Annotated in this window: 20 protein-coding genes, 1 tRNA gene and 1 pseudogene; 16 read left to right on the top strand and 6 right to left on the bottom strand. The window is 63.3% G+C overall.

Annotated elements, in window-relative coordinates; all coding sequences use genetic code 11:
• Positions 1-20 precede the first annotated feature (20 nt).
• Positions 21-854, bottom strand: a complete 834-nt coding sequence (gene mutM, locus NX784_RS05225; RefSeq protein ID WP_258815609.1) for a bifunctional DNA-formamidopyrimidine glycosylase/DNA-(apurinic or apyrimidinic site) lyase — start codon at positions 852-854, stop codon at positions 21-23.
• A 104-nt stretch (positions 855-958) separates the two neighbouring features.
• On the opposite strand from mutM, the gene NX784_RS05230 reads away from it, so the two are divergent.
• From NX784_RS05230 to NX784_RS05255, 6 genes are all read left to right on the top strand, one after another.
• Positions 959-2,749: a tetratricopeptide repeat protein gene (locus NX784_RS05230; protein WP_258815610.1), complete on the top strand. Its 1,791-nt coding sequence runs from the start codon at positions 959-961 to the stop codon at positions 2,747-2,749.
• Positions 2,750-2,840: 91 nt separating this feature from the next.
• The gene (locus NX784_RS05235; protein ID WP_307735856.1) at positions 2,841-3,449 is read left to right on the top strand and encodes an outer membrane lipoprotein LolB; all 609 of its coding nucleotides are present in this window, start codon (positions 2,841-2,843) and stop codon (positions 3,447-3,449) included.
• A 1-nt stretch (position 3,450) separates the two neighbouring features.
• Positions 3,451-4,350 carry a 4-(cytidine 5'-diphospho)-2-C-methyl-D-erythritol kinase gene (gene ispE, locus NX784_RS05240; protein WP_258815612.1) on the top strand — a complete coding sequence of 300 codons (900 nt, stop codon included), beginning with the start codon at positions 3,451-3,453 and terminating at the stop codon, positions 4,348-4,350.
• A gap of 72 nt (positions 4,351-4,422) precedes the next feature.
• Positions 4,423-4,499: transfer RNA gene (locus NX784_RS05245), tRNA-Gln, on the top strand.
• Between the two features lie 160 nt (positions 4,500-4,659).
• The gene (locus NX784_RS05250) at positions 4,660-5,610 is read left to right on the top strand and encodes a ribose-phosphate pyrophosphokinase (RefSeq protein WP_056126570.1); all 951 of its coding nucleotides are present in this window, start codon (positions 4,660-4,662) and stop codon (positions 5,608-5,610) included.
• Positions 5,611-5,803: 193 nt separating this feature from the next.
• Positions 5,804-6,391, top strand: a complete 588-nt coding sequence (locus tag NX784_RS05255; RefSeq protein ID WP_258815613.1) for a 50S ribosomal protein L25/general stress protein Ctc — start codon at positions 5,804-5,806, stop codon at positions 6,389-6,391.
• A gap of 80 nt (positions 6,392-6,471) precedes the next feature.
• On the opposite strand, the gene NX784_RS05260 is transcribed toward NX784_RS05255, so the two are convergent.
• Positions 6,472-7,902: an HD domain-containing phosphohydrolase gene (locus tag NX784_RS05260; RefSeq protein WP_258815614.1), complete on the bottom strand. Its 1,431-nt coding sequence runs from the start codon at positions 7,900-7,902 to the stop codon at positions 6,472-6,474.
• Between the two features lie 156 nt (positions 7,903-8,058).
• Between NX784_RS05260 and NX784_RS05265 the strand changes: the two genes are divergently transcribed.
• From NX784_RS05265 to NX784_RS05275, 3 genes are all read left to right on the top strand, one after another.
• Positions 8,059-8,838, top strand: a complete 780-nt coding sequence (locus NX784_RS05265; RefSeq protein WP_258815615.1) for an alpha/beta fold hydrolase — start codon at positions 8,059-8,061, stop codon at positions 8,836-8,838.
• 86 nt (positions 8,839-8,924) lie between these two features.
• Complete coding sequence (gene pth / locus NX784_RS05270) at positions 8,925-9,509, top strand: aminoacyl-tRNA hydrolase (protein ID WP_258815616.1); 585 nt, start codon at positions 8,925-8,927, stop codon at positions 9,507-9,509.
• A gap of 11 nt (positions 9,510-9,520) precedes the next feature.
• Positions 9,521-9,877, top strand: a complete 357-nt coding sequence (locus NX784_RS05275) for a hypothetical protein (protein ID WP_258815617.1) — start codon at positions 9,521-9,523, stop codon at positions 9,875-9,877.
• A gap of 13 nt (positions 9,878-9,890) precedes the next feature.
• On the opposite strand, the gene NX784_RS05280 is transcribed toward NX784_RS05275, so the two are convergent.
• Together NX784_RS05280 and NX784_RS05285 are read right to left on the bottom strand one after the other, a co-directional pair.
• On the bottom strand, positions 9,891-11,321 hold the full coding sequence (locus tag NX784_RS05280; RefSeq protein WP_258815618.1) for an HD domain-containing phosphohydrolase: 1,431 nt from the start codon (positions 11,319-11,321) through the stop codon (positions 9,891-9,893).
• A gap of 142 nt (positions 11,322-11,463) precedes the next feature.
• Positions 11,464-11,673, bottom strand: a complete 210-nt coding sequence (locus NX784_RS05285; RefSeq protein WP_036238858.1) for a cold-shock protein — start codon at positions 11,671-11,673, stop codon at positions 11,464-11,466.
• A gap of 291 nt (positions 11,674-11,964) precedes the next feature.
• Between NX784_RS05285 and NX784_RS28920 the strand changes: the two genes are divergently transcribed.
• On the top strand, positions 11,965-12,483 hold the full coding sequence (locus tag NX784_RS28920) for a GNAT family N-acetyltransferase (RefSeq protein ID WP_370662909.1): 519 nt from the start codon (positions 11,965-11,967) through the stop codon (positions 12,481-12,483).
• 1,242 nt (positions 12,484-13,725) lie between these two features.
• On the opposite strand, the pseudogene NX784_RS28925 reads toward NX784_RS28920, so the two are convergent.
• A pseudogene (locus NX784_RS28925) lies at positions 13,726-14,328 on the bottom strand (DUF3857 domain-containing protein); the annotation flags it as partial.
• Positions 14,329-14,394: 66 nt separating this feature from the next.
• On the opposite strand from NX784_RS28925, the gene NX784_RS05295 reads away from it, so the two are divergent.
• The 6 genes from NX784_RS05295 to NX784_RS05320 all read left to right on the top strand — a co-directional run bounded on the left by NX784_RS05295 (position 14,395) and on the right by NX784_RS05320 (position 21,976).
• On the top strand, positions 14,395-15,492 hold the full coding sequence (locus tag NX784_RS05295) for a patatin-like phospholipase family protein (protein WP_258815620.1): 1,098 nt from the start codon (positions 14,395-14,397) through the stop codon (positions 15,490-15,492).
• A 117-nt stretch (positions 15,493-15,609) separates the two neighbouring features.
• Positions 15,610-16,701: a redox-regulated ATPase YchF gene (ychF, locus tag NX784_RS05300; protein WP_258815621.1), complete on the top strand. Its 1,092-nt coding sequence runs from the start codon at positions 15,610-15,612 to the stop codon at positions 16,699-16,701.
• 191 nt (positions 16,702-16,892) lie between these two features.
• Positions 16,893-18,164 carry a tyrosine-type recombinase/integrase gene (locus NX784_RS05305; protein WP_258815622.1) on the top strand — a complete coding sequence of 424 codons (1,272 nt, stop codon included), beginning with the start codon at positions 16,893-16,895 and terminating at the stop codon, positions 18,162-18,164.
• Between the two features lie 93 nt (positions 18,165-18,257).
• A complete protein-coding gene (locus tag NX784_RS05310; protein WP_258815623.1) occupies positions 18,258-19,031 on the top strand; it encodes a hypothetical protein in 774 nt (257 codons plus the stop codon).
• A gap of 111 nt (positions 19,032-19,142) precedes the next feature.
• Complete coding sequence (locus tag NX784_RS05315) at positions 19,143-19,352, top strand: helix-turn-helix transcriptional regulator (RefSeq protein WP_258815624.1); 210 nt, start codon at positions 19,143-19,145, stop codon at positions 19,350-19,352.
• 8 nt (positions 19,353-19,360) lie between these two features.
• A complete protein-coding gene (locus NX784_RS05320) occupies positions 19,361-21,976 on the top strand; it encodes a DUF3987 domain-containing protein (protein WP_258815625.1) in 2,616 nt (871 codons plus the stop codon).
• Between the two features lie 760 nt (positions 21,977-22,736).
• Here NX784_RS05320 and NX784_RS05325 read toward each other — a convergent pair.
• Positions 22,737-23,738 (bottom strand): hypothetical protein, encoded by a 1,002-nt coding sequence (locus tag NX784_RS05325; protein ID WP_258815626.1) that lies wholly within the window; start codon positions 23,736-23,738, stop codon positions 22,737-22,739.
• Positions 23,739-24,009 lie beyond the last annotated feature (271 nt).

The raw sequence follows: 24,009 nt of genomic DNA on the forward strand, positions 1-24,009 counted from the left end.
TTCGCGCCTCGTCGTTGACCTTACCGCTGGCAGACCGCGCAATAGAACGTGGACCGCTGGCCCTGCTTGATCTGGCGGACCGGGGTGCCACAGTTGCGGCAAGGCACTCCTGCACGATCATAGACGAAATATGTCTGCTGGAAATAGCCGGATTGACCATTTACGGCAATAAAGTCACGCAACGTGCTGCCGCCCTGCACGATGGCGGCCGCGAGGATGTCGCGGATCGCGTCGGCCAGCTTGTCGTAGCGGGCCCGGCTGATCTTGCCGGCCGCCGTCTTCGGGTTGATGCCGGCGCGGAACAGGCTCTCGCAAGCGTAGATATTGCCGACGCCGACGACGATGTCGCCCGCCAGCAGCACCTGCTTGATGGGTGCGCTGCGGTTGCGCGTGGCCTTGTGCAGCAGCGCGCCGGAAAATTTGTCTTCGAGCGGCTCGACGCCCAGGTCGCGCAGCAGCACGTGCTGCTCCAGTTCGCCGTCGTCGTGGTGATGCCAGAGGACGGCGCCGAACCGGCGCGGATCGTGCAGTCGCAGCACGCGCCGGCCCTCGGGCCCGCGCACGACGAGGTCGAAGTGGTCGTGCTTCCTGAGCTCGACACCTTCGGGCAGCACGCGCAAATGGCCGGACATGCCCAGGTGGACGATCAAGGTGCCGTGCTCGAAATTCAGCAGCAGGTATTTGCCGCGCCGGCCCGTGCCGAGGATGCGGCGGCCGGCGAGCAGCTCGCGCAGGTTCGGTGGAAACGGCCAGCGCAGGCCTTCGCGGCGCAGCACGACGTCTTCGACGACACGGTCTTCCAGATGGGGCGCGACACCGCGCCTCGTGACTTCCACTTCTGGTAATTCAGGCATGAACGATTAACAACGTGAGAGGAATGTAAATTCGTGTTGCTGCGGCGGACGCACAGCGGGTGCATGGCGTAGAATCGGACAATCTCGACGACGTGGGACTTGCCTTGAAAAACGCTTTCGCCATTGTAACCCTCTCCGCACTGCTGTCCGCCTGCGCTGTGGCGCCCAAGCAGCAGCAACCGGCCCAGGACCTGTCCGACCAGCCGCTCGCCGCCGCCGAAGCCCGCGACCACCCGGAGGCCACGAAGAAAGGTGACGACACCGACGAGAAGCTCCCGAACGTCAACATGAGCCCGGCCATGATGACGCAGCTGATGCAGGCCGAGATGGCGTACAAGAACGGCGACTGGCAAGGCCCGTATCTGACGATGATGAGCCTGGCCCAGCAAACGAAGGACCCGCGCCTGGCCAAGCGCGCCGCCGAGATGGCGCTGTCGGCCAAGCAGGCCGACGATGCCCTCGCCGCGGTGAAGCTGTGGCGCCAGTACGCGCCGGACTCCGAAGAGGCCAGCCAGTACTATTTGGGGTTGATCATCCTGTCCGACAACCTCGGCGAGGCCGAAACCATCTTGAAACAGCGTTTGGCGGACGCGACCCCGGGCGCCCGCGGCCTCATGATGTTCCAGATGCAGCAACTGCTGCTGCGCGCGAAGGACAAGGACGCAGCCGCCGCGATGACCGAGCGTCTCGTGGCGCCCTACGGCGACCTGATGGAAACGCACGTCGTGCTGGCGCAGGCCGCGCTGACGCGCAACGACAAGGCCGCCGCGCAGCGCGAGGCCCAGGCCGCCCTGAAGATCAAGCCCGATTCCGAGATCGCCGCCCTCACGCTGGCCCAGGTCAGCGAAAGCGAAGGCGGCGCGATCAACGTGCTGAAGGACTTCCTCGCCACCCACCCGGACGCGCGCGAGGTGCGCGCCGCGTACGCCCGCCTGCTCGTCAACGAAAAGCAGTACGAGGCCGCGCGCCAGGAATTCCTCACGCTCGACAAGGCCCAGCCCGACAATCCGGGCACCCTGTACGCGCTGGGTATCCTGTCGATGCAGATGAACGATCGTCCGGCTGCGGAAAAATATTTCACGCACTTCGTCGACGTGATGGACAAGGCGCCGGAAGACGAGCGCGACCCGTCGAAGGCCGTCATGATCCTGTCCCAGCTGGCCGAAGAGCGGGGCGACTACAAGGCCGCGGCCGACTGGCTCGACCGGCTCGACAGCGAAGACCCGAAGATCCAGTTCGGCGCCCAGTTGCGCCGCGCCCAGCTGACCGCGAAGCAGGGCGACGTGGCCGGCGCGCGTAAGCTGCTGGGCACGTTGAAGACGGCCGACAAGACGGAGCAGGCGCAGATCGTGCTCGTCGACGCCCAGATCCTGCGCGACGCGGGCCAGCCCAAGGAAGCGTTCAAGCTGATGGAGCAGGGCGTCAAGCGCTTCCCGGACAATATGGATTTCCTGTACGACTACGCGCTGATGGCGGAAAAGTTGGGCAAGACGGCCGTCATGGAAAAATCGCTGCGCAAGGTCATCGCCAAGTCGCCGGACAATATGCAGGCCTACAATGCCCTCGGCTACTCGCTGGCCGACCGCAATGTGCGCCTGAAGGAAGCCTATCAACTCATCGACAAGGCCCTCAAGATGGCGCCGGGCGACCCGTTCATCCTGGATAGCATGGGCTGGGTGCAATATCGCATGGGTAAGCTGGACGACGCGGAAACCCATCTGCGCAAGGCCTACACGTTGCGCAACGATCCGGAGATCGCCGTGCACCTGGGCGAGGTGCTGTGGAAAAAGGGGCAGAAGGACGATGCCCGCAAGCTGTGGCGCGAAGCGCAAGGCAAGGATCCGAAGAACGATGCGCTGAAGAGTACGCTGGCGCGCCTCCACGAGACTCTGTGAAATAATGGGCAGGTTGCCCAGCAACAAAGAACGGACGCTGCGGCGTCCGTCGGTTTATTGACTCACTGATTTGACTCGCCGATTGATGCCGATGCACCCACTGTCCCGTTTCGTTTTCGCAGCCGCGTTCGCCGCTGCCCTGGCCGGCTGCGCCACCACCGCCAACGTCCCGCTCGCCAACCCGACCGCCCAGGTGGGCGCGTATCGCGACACCATCGACTTGAACGGCCGCCTCGCGGCGACCTACCAGAAGGATGGCCAGCCGCAATCGATCAACGGCAATTTCACGTGGACGCAGCGTCCGGGCCGCGTCGACGTGGCGTTGTTCTCGCCGCTGGGCCAGACCGTTGCCGAGATCACCGTGACGCCCGGGACGGCCACGTTGAAACAGTCCGGCCAGGCGCCGCGCGTGGAAAAGGACATCGACACGCTGACGGCCAAATCCCTCGGCTGGACCCTGCCCGTGAGCGGCCTGCGCGACTGGCTGCAAGGCTATGCCGTCGACGCGAGCGGCAAGCGTTTCGCGGCGTCGCCCGCGCACGACAGCGTCGTCACGAACGACGGCTGGCGCCTGCGCTTCGTCGAATGGCAGAACGGCCCGGGCGGCGCCCCGATGCCGCGCCGCATCGATGCCGAGCGCAGCACGACGGCCGTCGGCGATGCGCTGACGATCCGCATCGTCATCGATCCGGTGGCCTGACATGACGGCGACCTCTCTGCACGATTGCCCTGCGCCGGCCAAGCTGAACCTGTTCCTGCACGTCGTCGGCCGCCGGCCGGACGGATACCACCTGCTGCAATCCGTGTTTCAACTCATCGACCGCAGTGACACCTTGCATTTCGACCTGCGCGACGACGAGCGCATCGTGCGCACGACGGATGTGCCCGGCGTGCCCGAAGAGCAGGACCTGATCGTGCGCGCCCTGCGTGCGCTGCAGGCGGAGTACGTGCGCCGCCACGGCCGCCTGCCGCCGGGGATAGCCGTCGCCGTCGAGAAGCGCCTGCCGATGGGTGGCGGGCTCGGCGGCGGTTCGTCCGACGCGGCGACGGCGCTGATGGCCGCGAATCACTTGTGGCAGGCCGGGCTGACGGATGCGGAATTGATCGCGCTCGGACTGCCGCTCGGGGCCGACATCCCGTTCTTCCTGTTCGGCGAGACGGCGTTCGCGGAAGGCGTGGGCGAGGCGCTGCAGGCGGTGCCGGGACCGGATTGCTGGTATGTCGTCATCGAACCGGGCGTCGCGGTGCCCACCGTTGCAATTTTTACGGCACCCGATTTGACAAGAAACACGAAAGCCATCACAATATCGGACTTTTCCAGAAGACATGTCGAATCGAATGATTTGATTGGCTTCGGGAAAAATGATTTGCAGGACGTGGCAGCCCGCCAGTTCCCGCCGGTAGCCGAGGCGATCGAATGGTTGGGAAGTTACGGAGCGGCCAGGATGACTGGTTCCGGATCGTGCGTGTTTTGCGCGTTCTCCACAGAGCAGGAAGCCGAGCGGGTACTGGCACAGGTACCGGGACGGTGGAAGGCGTGGAAAGCGCAGGCACTGCAGAGCCATCCGATGAAATCGCTCTTGCAAATCAATGAGTTGTAGAATAAAATTTTGCCTGTCGACGCATTCGACGATATAATTATCGAATGCAGCGACGAGCTGTAGTTTCAGTGTAGGGGAATCGCCAAGCTGGTTAAGGCACCGGATTTTGATTCCGGCATACCAAGGTTCGAATCCTTGTTCCCCTGCCAAAGTTTCTTTGCCTGAGCTGACGATGACGAGTGCTCCAGCAGGCAGATAAAAATGGAGCCGCCAATGAGCGGCTCATTTTTTTTTGTGGTTCAACGCTCATCATTCGACGATCAGCGGCTTTCAAGTTCTTCTTTCAACGCTTACATCTCTGGGACTCCCATGGCTTACGAAAACCTGATGGTTTTTACCGGCAATGCCAATCCGGCGCTAGCAGAAGGGGTCGCAAAAAACCTCGGCATTCCCCTCGGCAAAGCCGTGGTTTCGAAGTTCTCCGACGGCGAAGTCATGGTCGAAATCAACGAGAACGTTCGTGGCAAGGACGTCTTCGTCCTGCAATCGACCTGCGCTCCCACCAATGACAGCCTGATGGAAATCATGCTGATGGTCGACGCTCTCAAGCGCGCATCGGCTGGCCGCATCACCGCGGCGATTCCCTATTTCGGCTATGCCCGCCAGGACCGCCGTCCGCGCTCGGCGCGTGTCGCGATCTCGGCCAAGGTGGTTGCCAACATGCTGCAGGAAGCGGGCGTCGAGCGCGTCCTGATCATGGACTTGCACGCCGACCAGATCCAGGGCTTCTTCGATATCCCGGTCGACAACATCTACGCGTCGCCGCTGCTGCTGGGTGACCTGCAGAAGCGCAACTACGACGACCTGCTCGTCGTGTCGCCGGACGTCGGCGGCGTCGTGCGCGCCCGCGCGCTGGCCAAGCGCCTCGGCTGCGACCTGGCGATCATCGACAAGCGTCGTCCGAAGGCGAACGTGTCGGAAGTCATGAACATCATCGGTGAAGTCGAAGGCCGCAACTGCGTGATCATGGACGACATGGTCGACACGGCAGGCACGCTGACGAAGGCCGCCGAAGTGCTGAAAGAGCGTGGCGCGAAGAAAGTCGTCGCATACTGCACGCACCCGGTGCTGTCCGGCCCGGCGATCGAGCGCATCGCGAACTCGCCGCTGGACGAACTGGTCGTCACCGACACGATCCCGCTGAGCCCAGCCGCCCAGGCATGCGGCAAGATCCGCCAGCTGACCTGCGCACCGCTGCTGGCCGAGACGTTCAAGCGTATCGTCAAGGGCGATTCGGTCATCTCGCTGTTCGTCGACTGATCGCAACAAGGTTTCAAGCGCGGCGCGCCTGGCTGACAAGCCGGCGCGCCGTTGACGCATCAAAGATTCACAGAATTTCTTGAGCGTACGCGAGTGCGCTCTTTTACCGATGCCCCTGGTCGCGGGGGCATCACAATCCGGGTCACCGGGCCGGTACATGCCGGCATTCGGACCCACACTTTGGAGTAACACCATGAAAGTAGTCGCATTTGCACGTACTCAGCAGGGGACCGGAGCGAGCCGCCGCCTGCGCAACGCCGGCCAGACCCCGGGCATCATCTACGGTGGCGCCGCTGCCCCGGAACTGATCGCCCTGGACGGCAACGCGTTGTTCCACGCGCTCAAGAAAGAAGCTTTCCACGGTTCGATCCTGGATCTGGAACTGGACGGCAAGACGCAGAAAGTCCTGCTGCGTGACTTCCAGATGCACGCATACAAGCAACTGGTCCTGCACGCTGACTTCCAGCGCGTCGACGCTTCGCAACCGATCCACACCAAGGTCGCCCTGCACTTCGTCAACGCCGACGTCTCGCCGGCCGTCAAGCTGAGCGGCGCGATCGTGTCGCACGTGCTGAACGAACTGGAAGTGTCCTGCCTGCCGGGCCAACTGCCGGAATTCATCACCGTCGACCTGTCGAACCTGGAAGCAGGCCAGTCGGTCCACGTGTCGCAGCTGACCCTGCCGGAAGGCGTGACCGTGGTCGCCCACGGCCAGGACCAGACCGTCGCCACCTCGTCGATCCCGCGTGGTGCCGCAACGGCCGAAGCCGCTGCAGAGTAATTGCTGCACTGACCGCCGGTTCGTCCGGCGGTGCACACATCAAACCCGTCGCGACGCGAGTCCGGCGGGTTTTTTGTTGGCTAGATCAGGCCCAGGTTCAGCGCCTTCAGCGTGGCCGCGGCCCGCGTCGAGCATGCCAGCTTGCGGAAGATGCTTTCCACGTGCGTGCGCACCGTCGACGGGCTGATCTGCAGAATCCGCGCCGCCTCCTTGTTGCTTTCGCCCAGGCTGATGCGGCGCAGCACGTCGACTTCGCGCTCGGACAGCAGGCTCCTGCGCGCCGCCGCCGGGGCCGGATCGCCGCCCGCTGCCGCGATCACGCAGCGTACGGCGGCCGCATCGAAGACGCCGATGTCGGCTTGCTCGCCCAGCACGCGTGCGGCGTCGTCGCCCGAGTAGGCCGGCCGCCACGGGCGCGGCATGCACAGCGCCACGTACGCGCACGCGGCCGCGAGCAGTCGCTGCGGCGGGCCCAGCGCATCCGCTTCCAGGTTGCGGAAATAACCGCTGCCGTCCATCCGTTCGTACGCGTGCGACGCCAGCGCAGCCTCGGCCCGCAGCGCGGGGATCTGGGCACCGGCGCGTGCGGTCCAGTACGGCACGAGCCGGATCTTTTCCCAGTCCGCAGCACTGAGCCGGCCGTCGCGTTCCCACACCATGTTCGACACGGCCGCGCGGCCGATGCCGTGGATGAGGGCGGCGCGGCCCAGGCTTTGCTGCTGCGCCGGTGCCAGGTCGGACAGCGCGGCGGCCGCTTCCACGAGTTGGGCCACGCGGCGCGAATAGCCCGTCAGCCAGGGCAGCTTCAGTTCGATCATGTCGGCCACGATGGACAGCGGCACGTGCCGCGCCAGCAGCGGGTCGGTCACCGTGGGCGCCGGCGCGTCGAGTTCGTCGAGCCAGGCCTCGGCGTGGTCACCCAGCGTCCGCGCGAGTGCGGCCGGGTACTTGCGGTCGGCCATTGCCGCAATCATCGCGAGCGCCTCGCGCAGGCCGTGCGTGCGCGCGAGGATCTCGAGGTCGCCCGCGAGGCTCGCGTAGAAGACGACGGTCGGGATGGCCGCTCCGCGCAGCCGGTCCGGCAAGCCATTGCCATCGAAATGTTCCCAGACGTGGCGCAGGCCCGCCTCGACTTCCACCGGCAGCCCCAGCAGGCGCGCGATGTCGCCGGACACTTCGCAATGGATGCGCGCCAGCGGCGTCACGCTCGTGACCGTGAGCGGGTGGCCGGCCGGCAGCGAGTGCGTGAGCATGGCGTCCCGGCCACCGACGTCGTCGCCGAGCAAGGTCGCGAAGCCGGATGCGTTCGCCGTGCAACCGGACCAGCGTAGCAGCGCCACGAGGCGCGCGTGGCAACAGGCATCCGGCTCCGCACCCTCCGCTTGCGCGAGGCGCGCGGCCAGACGGGCTGCACGGATGGAGCCGTCGGTCGGCTGGCCCATGGACAGGTCGCCCACGAGGGCCAGGGCCTGGACGGCGTCTTCGACGGTGACGGTGTTGTCGGTTTGCATCCCGGTACTGTAGCGACGATGGCGCGTCGGGGCAAGGCGGGCCCGGTCTTTCGATAGGGGTGGGGGTCGGTCGATCGACCGATACCGCGAGGGAGGGCATCTCTCTACACTGGCTTGCATCGACACCCCAACAACGAACCACTTCAAGGAGCCATCATGAAAGCATCGATTTCCACCGTCCTCCGCAACGTCGCCGCAGCCGCCGCCATCGCCGCCACTGGCGTCGGCGCCGCGCACGCCGCTACCGCCGCCGAGCAGCCGTCCGTCGTCATCGTGCACGGCGCGTTCGCCGACGGCTCCGACTGGGCCAAGGTGATCCCGCTGCTGCAGGCCAAGGGCATCAAGGTCACGGCCGTGCAGAACAGCCTCACGTCGCTGGCCGACGACGTCGCTGCCGCGAAGCGCGCGATCGAGAACCAGCCCGGCAAGGTCGTGCTCGTCGGCCACTCGTGGGGCGGCACCGTGATCACGGAAGCGGGCGCCGGCGACAAGGTCGCGAGCCTCGTCTACGTCGCCGCGTTCGCGCCGGACGTCGGCCAGGCCACCAGCGACCTCGGCAAGGACCTGCCGCCCGCGCCCGGCATCACCAAGCTGACGGTCGACAAGTTCGGCTTCGCCAGTCTGTCGCCGGCCGTGCTGAAAGAGAATTTCGCCCAGGACGTTCCCGCGCCGCACGCCGCCGTGATGGCCGCCACGCAAGGCCCCATCGCCGTGAAAGCGTTCGGCGAGAAGACGACGGTCGCCGCTTGGAAGAACCACCCGAGCTGGTACATCGTCAGCAAGAACGACCGCATGATCCAGCCCGACCTGGAGCGCCGTTTCGCGAAGGCCATCGGCGCGAAGACGACGGAACTGCCGACGAGCCACGTGCCGCAGCAGTCGCGTCCGGAAGACGTCGCCAAGGTGATTCTGGAAGCCGTGGCCGCCAGCAAATAAGGTGTGTACGGCCGCGCTGTCGTCGAGTCGGCAGCGCGGCCGTGTTTTACGCGATAATCGAGCTTTACGCTCGATTTCATCGTTTTATGCACATCCGCCTGATCGTCGGCCTCGGCAACCCCGGCCCGGAGTACGAACAAACCCGTCACAACGCCGGCTTCTGGCTCGTGGACAACCTCGCCAACTCGTTACCCGGCTGCCACCTGCAGCGCGAGTCGCGCTTCAATGCCATGGTCGCCAAGACATCGATCTCGGGCAGGGACGTCTGGCTGCTCGAACCGCTGACCTTCATGAACCGCTCCGGCCAGTCGGTGGGCGCACTGGCGCGCTTCTTCAAGATCGGGCCGGAAGAGATCCTCGTCGTGCACGATGAACTCGACCTGCCACCCGGCGCCGCCAAGCTCAAGCGCGGCGGCTCCTCGGGTGGCCACAACGGCCTGAAGGACATCACGGCCGCGCTCGGCACGCAGGATTACTGGCGCCTGCGCCTGGGCATCGGCCATCCGCGCACGTTGAACCTGCAGCAGGCCGTCGCCGATTTCGTGCTGCACCGCCCGCGCCGCGAAGAGCAGACCCTGATCGAGGAAGCCATCGACAAGAGTCTGCGCATCATTCCGATGGTGTGCGAGGGCAAGATGAATGCGGCTACGATGCAGTTGCACACGGACTGAGGCGCTAAGGCATGACGACCCGTTCGCATCGCGTCGTCCGCGCGCCGGTATCACTCGCGAACCGGGCTGTCACAGCGCTGTTCGCCGGCTGTGCGATGGCCATCCTCGCGGCGCTCGCGCCACTCGGCGCCGTTATTTTTCTGAGAGACCATGCCATCGGGCTGCTCGACCTCTATGCCAGCTTCACGCACTGGGGACTGGCCGTCTCCGTGCTGGCGGCCGCTACGGGGTTCGCTTGCGGCGCAGATCGCACCATCGTACTGAGCCACCATCTGCTGCTGACTGCTCGTCCGCGCGATGCGCTGTTGACCACCGGACTGTGGTCGGTCCTTCTGCTGTGCGCGGCCGCGAGCGCGCTGTTGTCCTGAGCCGAAGCCGCTTTCAGATGAGCCCGCGCGCCAGCGCCTTCAGCGTGGCGGCCGGGCGTGATCCCGATTCCAGTTTTTGAAAGATATTGTCGACGTGCATGCGCACGCTGGCCGGGCTGATACGCATGGCACGCGCGGCCTCGCGGCTCGTTTCGCCGCGGCTGATGTGGCGCAGCACTTCGAGTTCGCGGTCGGACAGCAGCCGGTCGCGCACGGGTGACGATGATGGTGCGGACCGCGCCGCCGCGAGCACGGCCTCCACGGCGTGCCGGTCGAAGCGTCCGGCCGCCGCTTGCGCCGTCATCAGCGTGGACGCGGCCGCCGCGCCATGCGCAGGACGCCACGGACGGGGCGAACACAGCGACATGAACGCGGCCGCCGCGCCGAGCAGGCGCTCCTGCATGCCCATCGCTTCTCCGCGCGCCTTGCGGAAATAGCCGCTCCCGTCGGGGCGTTCGTAGATGAACGAGGCGAGCGTCGCGTCGTTCTGGATGGCGGGGATCTGCGCACCGGCACGCGCCGTCCAGAACGGCACCTTGCGGACCTGGTCCCAGTCGAGCGCATCGAGCTTGCCCGGTCGTTCCCACACCATGTTCGGCACCGCGACCTTGCCGATGCCATGCACCAGGGCGGCCCGTACGAGCGGGCTTTCTTCCAGCGCCAGCATGCCCGCCAGCGACGCGCTGCGCCGCGCCAGCGCGGCCACGCGGCGCGAATAGCCGGTGAGCCAGGGCAGCTTCAACTCGATGACGTCGGCCACGATCGACAGCGGCACACGCCGGTCGTGCCCCGGATAGTCGGCCGCGCAAGACGGTTCCTCGAGCATGGCCAGCCAATCCTGCGCATGCGGCGACAAGCGCTGCACCAGCGTGGCCGGATATTTCACGCCGGCCCGTTCGCCGATGAGGCGCAGGGCGCCGTCCGTGCCGTGCGCGGGCGCCAGCACTTCCAGGTCGCCGGCGAGACGCACGTAGAACACGGCGCGCGGGATGTTTGGGGCGAACAGCAGGTCTTGCATGTCGCCGCGGTGATGGTTGCCGAACAGGTGGCGCAGGCTGTTCTCGACGTCTGCCGGCAACCCCAGCAGCACGGCGATGTCGCCCGCCACTTCGCACTGCATCTGCGCGAGCGGCAGCACGTTGGCGAACGTCAGGCCGCTGTGGCCGGACAACGTGCGGGTGACCATCGCATGCCGGCCGAGGACGTCGTCGCCCAGCAGGTGCGCGAACCCGGCCGCCGTCGCCGTGCTCCCCGACCAGCGCAGCAAGGCGACGAGCCGCGTGCTCGTGCAGGCATCGGCACCGTCGCCGTTTTCCTCCGCGAGGCGTGCGGCGAGGCGGGCCGTGCGGATCGAGTGATCGGGCGGCAGGCCCATGGACAGGTCGCCGACCATGGCCAGCACCTGAACGGCGTCCTCGACGGTGATCGTTTCATCAGGTTGCATGGCCCTAATGTAACGGCCATTGCCGTGGTGGACAAGGCGCGAACTGTCGGGTGCGCCGCGCGGACGCAAAAAAGCCCGCCGAAGCGGGCTTTTAGTGCGGGACGCCCATGCTATCTGCGTGGTGCGGCCCTGTGCGCGATGCTTAGATCGCGCGGATGTTGCTCGCCTTGTCGCCCTTCGGGCTCGGCGCGCGTTCGAACGAGACGCGTTGGTTTTCGGTCAGGCTCTTGAAGCCTTCCGATTGGATGTCCTTGAAGTGCGCGAACAGATCGTCGCCGCCTGCGTCAGGCGCGATGAAGCCGAAGCCTTTGGAATCGTTGAACCATTTCACGGTGCCGGTTTGAGTAGCCATGGTGATACCTCCAGTAGATGTTGTGGGCAAAGTGCCCGATGCGCACATGCGACCAAGAGATGTAACCGAGGGGTATCAGACGGGAATGCCCGGACGGGCGAGACGGGAAAGAAACCAACAATAACGACGACTTGATGTAGTGCTCGATGGAATATACAGGGGTTGTGCGGAATCACCTAAGTATTTCGGATTTATTTTCGCGGGTGTGCGTTCGATGGGAAAGACGCAACCGTGTGCGGCGCTGTCCGCATTGCGCGAAGATAGCGGTACGTATCTACCACCGCCATCGACATGACATTGCAGATCAGACGCTATCGCCCGGGCGACCGCAAGGCCGTGTTGGCCGCTTTCCGCTCGAACGTGCCGGCGCATTTCCCGGCGGCCGAAGAATCATGGCTGCGTTCCGCGCTGGACGACCCGGACGGCCCGCTGTTCGTCGCCGTCGAGGCTGGCGAGGTCGTCGGCTTCGGCGGCTACGAATTGTCTGAGTTCTACGACCTCGGCACGCTCGTGTTCGGCCTCGTGCGTGCCGAGCGCCACGGCACCGGCGTCGGCCGCGCCCTGCTGGCCTACCGCCTGCTGCACATGGCTGGACGCAAGCTGCGGCCCCGCTACGTCACGGTCGACACGCATCCGCACACGGCCGGTTTCTTCCGCCGCTGCGGCTTCGTCGAGATCGCGCGGTGGCCCGCCGGCTACCGCTCGGGCCGCGACCGCGTCGACCTGCGCTTCGACCTCACGAACGAGGCCGTGGCCACGTTGCGCGCGCGCGGGTGGCGCGACGCGTTTGCCCGCGACGACGTGCCCTGAGCCGTTCGTCGATGGCCGCGGCGTTGCATGCGCGGCCGTGCGCGTGGCGACCGCGAGGCGGCTGTGCAGGTCGCGCCGGATGCGCTCCAGTGCCGGTCGCATCGCGCGGGCGTCGGCCGGTGTGCAGGTGGCGCGGCCGTGGCGGAACGTCAGCCGGCGCGTGACCAGCACGGCGTCATGGTCGCGGGCGTAGGTCGCACGGTAGAAGATGCCTTCGGCGACGACGTCGGCGGGCCGGGGCAGCGACATGAACCGCAGGCCCTGCGGCGGCTGCAGGCGGGTGTCGTCTTCGGCATCGACGACCGGGCAGACGAAGTCGTGGTGCCGCTCGCGTACTTGCAGCAACTGCGTGACGGCGGCGTCCACGGCGCTCCAGGCGCGGCTGGAGGTTGCCGCCGTGCTGCCCGCGTGCCGCGGTACGTCGTCGACGGCGCCCGTGCTGGACAGCGTCATCGTGTCGTTCTCGCCGCCGTCGTCGGTCGCGGTGCGGGTGGCGGCAACGTCGACGCCGCGCGCGCGTTGGCGCACTTCGTGCAGCGTGCCGACGGCGTCATCGCGCTTGACCCCTGCGTCATCGCGGGCCAACGCGCCCGACAAGGCCCGCTCCACGCTGAACGTGCCGCGGCCGATGTCGACCACCGCCACCGCGCGGATCCGCTGCGGCTGCAGCACCGGCGTCATGGCGAACGTCCCGCTCGTCAGCAGCAGCGCGGGCTTGCCCAGCAGGGCCGGCGGCAAGTTGCCGGCTCGCACGCCGTCCGTCGTAGGATCGATGAACAGGTCCAGCGCCGGTACGTACAGGATTGCGTGGTCGAGCACGTCGCGCACGGGCGCGTCCGGCAGCGTGTAGGCGTTGCCGCCGTTGACGAGGGCCCGCGTGCTGACGATGTCCACGGCCGCCAGCAATGCTTGCAGCAGCGCGGCGTGGTCCTCGCGGTCGCCGCGGCGCAGGTCGGGCATTGCGTCCGCCGCGCGCGGTGTCGCATTGCCTTCCACGCGGCGGACCCATTCCGACAGGGCCGGCACGCGGGCGCGCACGTCGGGCAACCCTGCCGTCAACCGGTGCGCCAGCGCCGCGATGGCCGGCGAGGGAAGGGACTTGCCGGCCGTGGCTGCGCGCGCGGCCGCCGCGAACGCCGCATAGTCGGCGAACGTGGAGACGGCCAGGCGCGGGCCGTCGTCGACGATGCTGACGGCGTCCGGTTCCGTACGCGGATCGCCACCGTTCACGTAGCGCCACTGGTAGCGTCGCCGGCCCGGCGGGCTGGCGCCCGGCACCTGCACGAAGCCGACGGCATCCGCATGCAGCGGCATCGCGGCGGGCATATCGTAGATCAGCAGGGTGTTGCGGTGGACGTGCGGTGATATCACCGCCAGGTCGTCGAACTGGCCGGGAAACGGCGGCGCATGGCGCCGGACGACGTAGTGCAGCACGAGCCGGTCGCCGGGAGCCGCGTCGGCAAACGCGACGATGTGAGCGCCGGCCCCGTGATCGGGACTGCCCGCCGGTGCGGGAATACGCCGCCCGTCGGGCTTTTGCGTGTACGCGTCCACGGCCACGAGCGCGTCCCGCACCCCGTCGTAGCGGATGGTCACGCGGCCGTCGTCGCCCGGGGCGCGCGGCCCGGCGATGGTCCGCGCGTCGTCGACCGTGAGCCGGTACGTGCCGTCCGGCTCGACGACGTAGTGGCGCACGTGCTGCTCGATGATGACGGATGGGGCCGGCGCGTGGGCGCGCGCGGTGCCGTACGGCGCCAAGAAGGCGACGACCGTCAGGATGAGCAAGGCGCAATATCTTGTGAGCATGCGGGCTCCAGGCGAGGACCGGAAGGACGACCGGACCATGTTACGGAGGGCCACCCGCCGATCTTTGAGCCTACGCAATCGTGCTCGTCCTGCGATAATCCGGGGATGAGCGCACTGACTTTCCACGCGGGGCCGCTGGCGCTGGCCCGCATCCGCACGCACGGTTTGCAGGCGGCCGACGTGGCCGTCGTGCCCGCGGCGGCGGGCGGACCGAAGGGCCTCGTGTTCCGTGCCCTCGACCAGTGGGTGTTCGGCGACTGGTTCCCGCGCGCGCCGCGCGAGCGCATCCTGATCGGCGCGTCGATCGGCGCCTGGCGCATGGCGGCCGCGTGCCAGCGCGATCCGGTGCAGGCGTTCACCCGGTTGGGCGAGCTGTACAGCGGTCAGCGCTACACGAGCACGAAGCCGAGCCAGGACCAGATCGACGCCGTCGTGCAGGGCCTGCTGAACGAGTTCGTGCGCGGCCACGAGGACGACATCGTCAACCACCCGCACTACCGCCTGCACGTGCTGACCGTGCGCGGCAAGCGTGCCCTCGCGGCGCCGGGCCACCGCCACGCGGAGATGCGCGGTTTCGCGGCAGCGGCGCTGCACAACCTGTTTTCGCGCGACAAGCTGGCGCACCTGATGGACCGCGTCGTGCTCGGCGACCGCCGTGCGCACGCGCCCTGGCTGCGCGACCGCTTCGACGGCTTCGCCACGCATTTCTCGGCCCTCACGCCGGACAACCTGACGGCGGGCCTGCTCGCCTCCGGCACGTTGCCGATGCTGATGAAGCCCGTGCGCGACATCGCCGGCGCGCCGCCCGGTCATTACTGGGACGGGGGCATCATCGACTACAACCTGGCGCTGCCGTACGCGCGCGTGGCCGACCAGGCGCCGGGCGACATCGTGCTGTATCCCCATTTCTCCGAGCACATCGTCCCGGGCTGGCTCGACAAGGCGTTGCCGTGGCGGCGCGCGGCGCGCGGGCCGAATCGTGGCTGGCTCGACAACGTGCTGATCGTCGCGCCGAGCCGGGAATTCCTTGCGAAAATGCCACGCGGGAAACTGATCGACCGCAGCGACTTCAAGTTCTACGGCCTCGACCATGACGCCCGCATCCGCGCCTGGCGCCAGGCGATGGACGAGGGCGAGCGGCTGCGCGATGCGTTCGCCGCGTTCGTCGCGAAGCCGGACAGCGCGGCGATTCGTCCGCTTTAAGCGACGCGAACGGGGCGGATCGGCACGAAAAGCCCGGAATACGGGCCAGTTTGCGGTCTTTGCAGGCAAGCGGAGGTACAATACGGGGTTTCGTTAATTCGACCCTGAAAGCTTCCCATGAGTCTCAAATGCGGCATCGTCGGCCTGCCCAACGTCGGCAAGTCCACCCTGTTCAACGCCCTGACCAAGGCCGGCATCCCGGCTGAAAACTACCCGTTCTGCACGATCGAGCCGAACGTCGGCGTCGTCGAGGTGCCGGATCCGCGCATCGACCAGCTGGCTGCCATCGTCAAGCCGGAGCGCGTCGTCAAGGCCATCGTCGAGTTCGTCGACATCGCGGGTCTCGTGGCCGGCGCGTCGAAGGGCGAGGGCCTGGGCAACCAGTTCCTGTCGCACATCCGCGAGACGGACGCCATCGTCAACGTCGTGCGCTGTTTCGAAGACGACAACGTCGTGCACGTGGCCGGCAAGGTCAGCCCGATCGACGACATCGAAGTCATCCAGACCGAGCTGGCGCTGGCCGACATGGGCACCGCCGAGAAAGTGCTGCACCGCGAGCAGAAGAAGGCGCGTGCCGGCGACAAGGACGCCATCAAGCTGGTCGCGATCATCGAAAAGCTGCTGCCGCACCTGAACGAAGGCCAGCCCGTGCGCACGCTGGGCCTGGACGCCGACGAGATGGAACTGATCAAGCCGCTGTGCCTGATCACGTCGAAGCCGGCGATGTTCGTGGCTAACGTGTCGGAAAGCGGTTTCAAGGACAACCCGCTGCTGGACCAGCTGACGGAATTCGCGAACAAGCAGAACGCGCCCATCGTCGCGATCTCCGCCGCGATCGAATCGGAAATCGCCAACCTGGACGACGCCGACAAGCAGGAATTCCTGTCCGACCTGGGCATGGAAGAACCGGGCCTCGACCGCCTGATCCGCGCCGCGTTCAAGCTGCTGGGCCTGCAGACCTATTTCACGGCCGGCGTGAAGGAAGTGCGCGCATGGACCGTCGCCGTCGGCGCCACCGCCCCGCAGGCGGCCGGCGTGATCCACACGGACTTCGAACGCGGCTTCATCCGCGCCCAGACCATCTCCTTCGACGATTTCATCGCCTACAAGGGCGAGGCGGGTGCCAAGGAAGCGGGCAAGATGCGCGCGGAAGGCAAGGAATACATCGTCAAGGATGGGGATGTGCTGAACTTCCTGTTCAACGTCTAAGCATGAGATCGGAATCCGGCGGATTCCAGCGGACAACGAAAGCCCTGGCTTCTCTAGGGCGCCGGGGCCTTTTTTGTCCATATCTGTCCGGCCGAGGCCGTTGCCATCCTTAAAATAGCCGGGTACGATACCGGGTAAGGAGCCAGAGCCCCGGAGATGAATACCGGGTACGGTTTAAACCGGAGACAGTCATGCTAGCCGACACCCAATGCCGCAACGCGAAGCCCAAGGACAAGCCTTACAAGATGCCGGATGGCAAAGGATTGTATCTGGAGGTAAAACCGAACGGGGTGAAGGCTTGGCGTTATCGGTTCGAGCTGCGTGAGGGCGGTATCGTCAAGGAAAGCCTCTTTGCGATCGGTGGTTACGTCACTGCTCCTCGTGGCGAAACGCTGGAGGAGGCTCAGGCACGACGCGCAGGCGGGAGTTTTACGCTGTCTGAAGCGCGGGATGAGCGTGCCAAGGCGCGCGCATTGGTCAAGCAGGGAATTAACCCGGCCCATAAGCGGCAGCTGGATCGCATCAAGCGTGAACAGGAGGGCGCAACCACATTCGACGCAGTGGCGAAAGAGTGGCTGGCAATGAAGGACTGGGAGGACGCGACCAAGGCCCGTCGTCTGAATATGCTTGAGCGCGTCGTGTTCCCGAAGATCGGGACCTTGCCAGTCAAGAGCATCACTCCTGCGCACGTCCTCGACGTGTTAAACAACGCGGCCAAGAAGAACGGTCTGACAGTCGCAGCCGAAGCTAAGCGCACTATGTCAGGCGTGTTCGAGCTTGCAGTTTCTACCTTGCGTGCTGACGCCGATCCGGTGTACCCCGTGCGGAAGGCGCTACCGGCGAATAAGACTCAGCACAAGCGGCCGCTGGATCAGGAGGAAATTGGCCAACTCCTCCGTGACGTCGAGGGGCATGGCGGTCGTCACGAAACTATCGCAGCATTTCGCTTAATGTGGCTCACCCTGTGCAGGCCCAGCGAGGCGGTCGAAGCACGATGGGCCGAGTTCGATCTCGACGCAGCGATCTGGCGGATTCCGGCAGAGCGAATGAAAAAACGGAAGGAGCATGTCGTGCCGTTGCCCAGGCAAGCCGTTGGCATGCTGCGCGCCCTACAGGGCATTACCGGCCACCGCGAACACCTGTTCCCTCACCGGGACAACAGGTCGAAACCCATGGTAACAGCATCGTTCAGACAGATGCTGAATGTACTCGGCTGGGGCGGCAAATACAGTCCGCACGCGACCAGGACGACAGGTAGCACCCGGTTGAACGAAATGGGTTTTGCCTCCGACTGGATCGAGCGGCAGTTAGCGCATACCGAGGTCAACACGGTGCGCCGTACCTACAACCATGCAATGCACGTGATCGAGCGTGCGCAGATGATGCAGGCATGGGCGGACATGCTAGACACGTGGAAGACGGATGGCAACAAGGTGATTCCGATCGGGAAAGCGGCCGCATAACGACAAGTCGCGCATGACCCATACGGGACGAAAGCCGGGAGTTCTTGCCCTGCTGGCGTGGCGCCGATCAATGATGTTAGAGAAAGGTACACGATGCTTCAAACCAGTCCAGAAGACGAATATTGCTTGGACGACCTCGGGCGAATTTGCCCAGTCCATCAAACGGGCTGGGCTCGGGAGCGTTGGCAAGATGTGTCTTCCTTTGATGAAGCAATGGAAGGTGTCGCAGCGTTTGCTATGACCGAGGCGTTCCCCGACGAAAACGAAGGGCTTCGGGCTGAGGAATTAAGTGACCTTCAGGCCAAGCGCTACTTGGACATCGTCGACGCATTTTATCTGGCTACCGCCATTGACCCGCGCTTTGGTACTTGGCGTTTCGTATGGCAGGGTGATACCTTCTTCACTATGCGTCCCGATTTCGTTTTTCAGTCGCTGGTGACGAATCTTGGTGAGGCTCCGGTCAATGTGCTTGAATCAGCGGTCCGCAAACGGCTGCTGGACAACTACCGTGAACTGGACGCCCTGGCACATGCCTTGGCCAAAGGCGAGATCGAGGCCAAGGAACTCTACCCGGTAGAGTGGTGGATCGATTTTTGGCGGATACGCGGAATCGTCGTCACAAAGCCAGTCCTGGAGCAGGGCGACGGCCCGCTCGCCACAGACAACCCGCTGAAGACGACCGAGCGGAATACACTTCTAACCATAATCGCAGCACTGTGCGACTATTCGGCGATCGATCTGAAATCGCGCGGTACGGCTGCCCAGATAGCAAGATTGACGGAACAATTCGGTGTGGCGGTATCACAGGAGACTGTGCGACGAACTCTAGCAAAGATTCCCGAAGCGTTGGAGTCCCGCTCGAAGTAAGGAGAGAATTCCACATGTGGGTTTCTTAACTCCACATGTGGATTTCTCAGGACGAAAAAATCAGAGGATGCATCCCATCGGCCAGCAATGGTCATTTATGGATACTCCTCTATGTATAAACTCCCCGAAACCGGCTTCCTGCGTTTGCCCCAGATCATCGGCAACCAGAAAGCGGAACCCCCTATCCCCGCGATCATCCCCGTCAAAAAGTCCTGCTGGTGGGATGGCGTCCGCACCGGGCGCTTCCCGAAGCCGGTGAAGCTCGGCCGCTGCACGATGTGGCGTGTCGAGGACATCCGCGCGCTTATTGCATCGGCGTAGGGGGCGAGATGTTGGAGGCAAAATACGTAGTTTCCAGCGCGCCCGGCACTGCAATTATGTTCGACGACGTTGAGCGCATTCGCGAAGCCTTGCAGTTCATCGACCCGGGCGACCGAGAGACTTGGGTCAAGATGGGTTTCGCGATCAAAGACGAATTTGGTGACGTCGGCTTCGACCTGTGGGACGAGTGGAGCCAACAAGCAAGTTCCTACGATTATCAGGCCGCGAAAGCAATGTGGAAGAGCGCTAACGTGACTGGGCCGGTGAAGATCGGAACCCTGTTTCATGCCGCGAAAGAAGGTGGATGGGTTTCGAGCCGCAGCTACCAGCAGCCGGAGCCGGAAATCCTCGTGGAGCGTCAGCGCATCGCGGCAGAAAGGACCGCAAAGCAGTCGGTTGATGAAATGCGTGAACGAGACGTTACGATGAAGAAGGCGAACGCCATCTACCAAGCGGCTAAGCCGGCGGTCGGTAACCCATACCTCGTGCGCAAAAACGTACAGCCGGTATCCACCCTGAGCCAGATTAGCGCGGGTCTCGCTGCGTCAATCCTGGGCTATTCGCCGAAATCGAATGGGGAATTGTTGGAAGGCGAGTTGCTGGTTGTCCCCGTCAAGCAAGGCGGGCAGCTCACAACGGTTGAACTGATTGATGGTAACAAGCGCAAAGCAGCGCTGGCGGGCCGTGGAACTAAGATTGGCGGCTACTGGGCTACGGAGCGCCTGCCCTGCGATGACCAAGTAGCTTTCACCTTGCTGATTGGTGAAGGTGTCGCAACCGTGTTGTCCGCGAGCAGCGCAAGCGGCCACGCCGGCGTGGCCGCTCTGTCCTCCACCAATTTGAAAGAGGTGGCGACAGCAATGCGTAGCCGCTACCCCACGGCGACCCTGATCATCCTGGCGGATCTCATAAAGGCTAGCGGCACCCCCGATCCGCATGCTATCGAGGCTGCACAGGTCGCCAATGGCAGGCTGGCTGTGCCGGACTTCGGTAGCGATCGGGAAGCGGCAATGAAAGATTTCAACGATATGATGCAGGTCTGCGGGGCGGAAGCTGTTGTGTCGGCATTGACGAACGCGAGCCAAGTGGAGAGCCTCACAACAGTTTCGACTGATAAAAGCGATGTCATCCGTACGGCAAATAATGGCTGGCAGAAACCGCAATCTCTGGCCGCGAATATGGGAAGGGAGCCCTACCCAATCGACGCTCTGCCGAGCTCTATCAGGGGAGCGGTTCAAGAGGTGGCAGCGTTCGTCAAAGCCCCTCTGCCTATGGTGGTGATGTCGGCGCTGGCGGCGCTGTCGTTGACGATTCAGGCACACGCTGACGTGAAAAGGCTGGAAAAACTGGTGGGGCCGATCGGGCTGTTTTTGATGGCAATCGCGGACAGCGGGGAGCGCAAATCGACGTGCGACGGATTCTTCACCAAATCGGTTTATGAGTATGAGGCGGCGCAGGCTGAGGCGGCGAAACCTGAACTCAAGGACTACATCGCAGCATGTGATGCCTGGGAGGCCAAGCGTAGCGGCGCCAAAGAAAAAATCCGCCAGCTCGCGAAAGAGAATAAGCCGAGCGGCTCCATGGAAGCAGCTCTGCGCGACCTGGAGCATGACAAGCCGCAGCCACCAAAAGTCCCGCGCCTGCTGTATGCCGACGCCACGCCCGAAGCGTTGGCCTTCAGCCTCGCAAAACAATGGCCGTCGGCAGGTGTCGTGTCGTCAGAAGCAGGGGTTGTGTTCGGCTCGCATGGTATGGGTAAAGATTCGGTGATGCGCAACCTGGCTCTCCTCAACCAATTGTGGGATGGGAAAAGCGTGACTGTTGACCGCCGCGCAACCGAATCCTTCAAGGTTAATAATGCTCGCTTGACGGTGGCTCTCCAAGTGCAGGAACCGACACTGCGAGAGTTCTTCTTGCGTACTGGCGCGCTCGCACGTGGTACGGGTTTCCTTGCCCGCTTCTTGATCGCCTTCCCTGAATCGACGCAGGGGACGCGTCAAATCGACCCTCGCGTTCCCGACGGCCCGATCGGGTGGCCGAAGTTGACCGCCTTCGAGCGCCGCATCACTGAGATCCTGCAAAAGCCTATTCCCCTGGGCGAAGATGACGTGCTGGCTCCGCCGATGTTATTGCTGTCTTCGGAAGCCAAGAGGGCATGGATCGAGTTTCACAACGACATTGAGAGCGGGCTGAGCCGCGACGGCGAACTCTACGACGTGCGCGACGTCGCGAGCAAATCCGCTGACAATGCTGTGCGCCTGGCGGCTTTGTTTCACATCTTTGAAGGAGAAGACGGCGCAATTAGCGTTGACACTTTCGAGGCGGCTAGTTGCATCGCCGCGTGGCACTTGCATGAGGCACGTCGATTCTTCGGCGAGTTGGCTCTGCCGGCCGAGGTGACAGACGCAGTGCGTCTGGATGGTTGGATTGTCGCGCGCTGCAAGCGGAACTGCGATAACTCGATTGGCAAGAATTATGCACGCCAGCACGGGCCGATCCGTGACGGCTTGCGCTTCAATGCCGCAATCGCCGTATTGGAGGCACTGGACCGTTTGCGAGTCGCAAAGGACGGGAAGCAACTGACCATCCAGTTGAATCCGTCGCTGTTGATCGAGGAGGCATAGTATGGCCCTCGTAGACTTGATTCGGAAGCGCGATACTAAGACCGCGATCGCTACTTCTGCTATCTCTGCTACATCGCTAGCGACAGGTGATAGTCCAGTAGCAGGAGTAGCAACAGTAGCAATAGCGCACAAGTACAGAACCAGGGAGAAAAACGCAGCACCAATGTCAATGCGCGAAACGCAAACGCTCTTGGACTGGCTGGTACGGATTGGCGAAACGGACCAAGATGTCATTGATTACGTGTTGCGTGATTGCCGAAGTGACATCGAGAAGCGTACATTCTTCCTGAATCTCGTCGCGGAGGAAGTTGGGTAGATACCCGCATAATCGAGCTTATAAGATTCGGGGTGACGCTTAGTGTTCTATGCTGTTGCCCCGTTATTTTTCCGGTACGCGATTCAACCTCTTCTTTCCAGGGTGGTTCATTTTTCCGCAACGGCAGGCGCTCGTCACCGATCCCACATGAGGTAGGCCGGCATTGTGGCATTAGCAGACAGATGCTGCTGTCAAGTATTGCCACGTAGGGCAAGTCGGTCGGCCGTAATAACGGGGCGGGCGCACTCACCACCGAAGCTTACTGGTAGGTGCTAGTACGGCCGAACCGACCTGAGCGGTGTCCCGTCCAAGACAGCTATATGTAAACATCTACACGTATCAATCTGTCGGTTGGCCGCTCTTCTCGCGCGATTGGATCTCGCCCTCATCCATCAAAATTTATTGGTTTGTGCATGGCGCAAAAGTTAGCGTTCACAAAAGTAACTAATTGGAAAATTCGAAGCCCAATGAAATTGCCAGCCAGGGCTTTCCGTTATAGCGGTAATCTGCACTTTTATTTACACGATCCGCACCGATAACGATGCCGAGGTGAAAACTGTCCTTGACAGTGCCTAACAACCCAAGTCCATAGCTAATTCCTCCCATATTTTCAGTCTTTACCTGACCGTTGGATACTTGCGAGACTGGAATGATAGCCGCACCTAGAAATAGCACCGGTTGCAATGCAATACCCAAGACGCCAGACCGGTCCCACCGATATCCCAAATAGCCTCCGACTGAGGCCCCAGAGCCAAAATCGCTGCCAGAAAAATGATATTTGTATGGAACTAACAACGTCCCGTACGTGAGCCCGAATCGGTCGGGGGGAATCATTTTCAGGTCGGCCGCAGCAAAGACAACTACGTCTCCAACTTGTATTAGATTTGAGCCAACTGTGCATCGACCTTGGGTCACTTTGGTGTCTACAGGCCCAACGTTAACGACACGAAAAATTGGACTTGGGGTGGCGTTAGGGCTCACAACTGCTTGGCCAGCACCTTTAAACCGAGATCGGGCGGGAGCGCATAGTGCTGTAGATGTATGAGGATTGACACTCATATCTACTCTTGCCACATATATATCGATGGGGTATGAAATTTGGTCCCCCATATAGTTGATACGGTCGCTATCTGGGCTTACCGGAGTGAGTACAATTACTCCTTTTGCGTCAGGGTGAGGGGATTTTTCGGGTGCGTTAGCAACGGCAGTAACTTGTGCGCTCCCATCCGAAGGGTTCCCGCTCTGGACTGCATTGGACTGTGAATTAGTTGTTAAAGGATTTTCACCGGCTGATTTATTAACCACCTTAAGTGAAGATTCTGGCAGCACTGCCGATTGTGTTGCGGTCTGTGAACCGGATGGTGGGACTTGCGCCAGGGCAAAGTCAGAACTAATGATTAGTAGTGCAAGAACCGAAAACAAAAAATGATTTTTGAATGAGGTCATGATGTCCTTCGAGCTCTAGATGGAAGACGTTGCCATTGCTTTTTTATAATATGTAAGAAATTGCCTGTGTTCAATGCATTGCGCATCAACAGGGAGAAATTTTGGATTTTTTTAAACCGCACCGGAATCGAAGCTAGTTTTGAGATTAATCAAAACGTATGCATATTGGCTGACATACATGGGACCCTATCAACGCATCCTGAATACCAGCTGTCTTCTCTAAAGTTTTCAGCTCTGTAGCACGCTTGGCTAGAAGGTCCTGCTTAGCACC

Origin of the sequence: Massilia pinisoli, from assembly GCF_024753285.1 — a bacterium.
Taxonomy (GTDB): Bacteria; Pseudomonadota; Gammaproteobacteria; order Burkholderiales; family Burkholderiaceae_D; genus Telluria; species Telluria pinisoli.

What these genes read in the sequence shown, in the direction of transcription:
- mutM (WP_258815609.1), bottom strand. Translation starts at nt 854, where the DNA reads ATGCCTGAATTACCAGAAGTGGAAGTCACGAGGCGCGGTGTCGCGCCC.
- NX784_RS05235 (WP_307735856.1), top strand. Translation starts at nt 2,841, where the DNA reads ATGCACCCACTGTCCCGTTTCGTTTTCGCAGCCGCGTTCGCCGCTGCC.
- ispE (WP_258815612.1), top strand. Translation starts at nt 3,451, where the DNA reads ATGACGGCGACCTCTCTGCACGATTGCCCTGCGCCGGCCAAGCTGAAC.
- NX784_RS05250 (WP_056126570.1), top strand. Translation starts at nt 4,660, where the DNA reads ATGGCTTACGAAAACCTGATGGTTTTTACCGGCAATGCCAATCCGGCG.
- NX784_RS05255 (WP_258815613.1), top strand. Translation starts at nt 5,804, where the DNA reads ATGAAAGTAGTCGCATTTGCACGTACTCAGCAGGGGACCGGAGCGAGC.
- NX784_RS05260 (WP_258815614.1), bottom strand. Translation starts at nt 7,902, where the DNA reads ATGCAAACCGACAACACCGTCACCGTCGAAGACGCCGTCCAGGCCCTG.
- NX784_RS05265 (WP_258815615.1), top strand. Translation starts at nt 8,059, where the DNA reads ATGAAAGCATCGATTTCCACCGTCCTCCGCAACGTCGCCGCAGCCGCC.
- pth (WP_258815616.1), top strand. Translation starts at nt 8,925, where the DNA reads ATGCACATCCGCCTGATCGTCGGCCTCGGCAACCCCGGCCCGGAGTAC.
- NX784_RS05275 (WP_258815617.1), top strand. Translation starts at nt 9,521, where the DNA reads ATGACGACCCGTTCGCATCGCGTCGTCCGCGCGCCGGTATCACTCGCG.
- NX784_RS05280 (WP_258815618.1), bottom strand. Translation starts at nt 11,321, where the DNA reads ATGCAACCTGATGAAACGATCACCGTCGAGGACGCCGTTCAGGTGCTG.
- NX784_RS05285 (WP_036238858.1), bottom strand. Translation starts at nt 11,673, where the DNA reads ATGGCTACTCAAACCGGCACCGTGAAATGGTTCAACGATTCCAAAGGC.
- NX784_RS28920 (WP_370662909.1), top strand. Translation starts at nt 11,965, where the DNA reads ATGACATTGCAGATCAGACGCTATCGCCCGGGCGACCGCAAGGCCGTG.
- NX784_RS05295 (WP_258815620.1), top strand. Translation starts at nt 14,395, where the DNA reads ATGAGCGCACTGACTTTCCACGCGGGGCCGCTGGCGCTGGCCCGCATC.
- ychF (WP_258815621.1), top strand. Translation starts at nt 15,610, where the DNA reads ATGAGTCTCAAATGCGGCATCGTCGGCCTGCCCAACGTCGGCAAGTCC.
- NX784_RS05305 (WP_258815622.1), top strand. Translation starts at nt 16,893, where the DNA reads ATGCTAGCCGACACCCAATGCCGCAACGCGAAGCCCAAGGACAAGCCT.
- NX784_RS05310 (WP_258815623.1), top strand. Translation starts at nt 18,258, where the DNA reads ATGCTTCAAACCAGTCCAGAAGACGAATATTGCTTGGACGACCTCGGG.
- NX784_RS05315 (WP_258815624.1), top strand. Translation starts at nt 19,143, where the DNA reads ATGTATAAACTCCCCGAAACCGGCTTCCTGCGTTTGCCCCAGATCATC.
- NX784_RS05320 (WP_258815625.1), top strand. Translation starts at nt 19,361, where the DNA reads ATGTTGGAGGCAAAATACGTAGTTTCCAGCGCGCCCGGCACTGCAATT.
- NX784_RS05325 (WP_258815626.1), bottom strand. Translation starts at nt 23,738, where the DNA reads ATGACCTCATTCAAAAATCATTTTTTGTTTTCGGTTCTTGCACTACTA.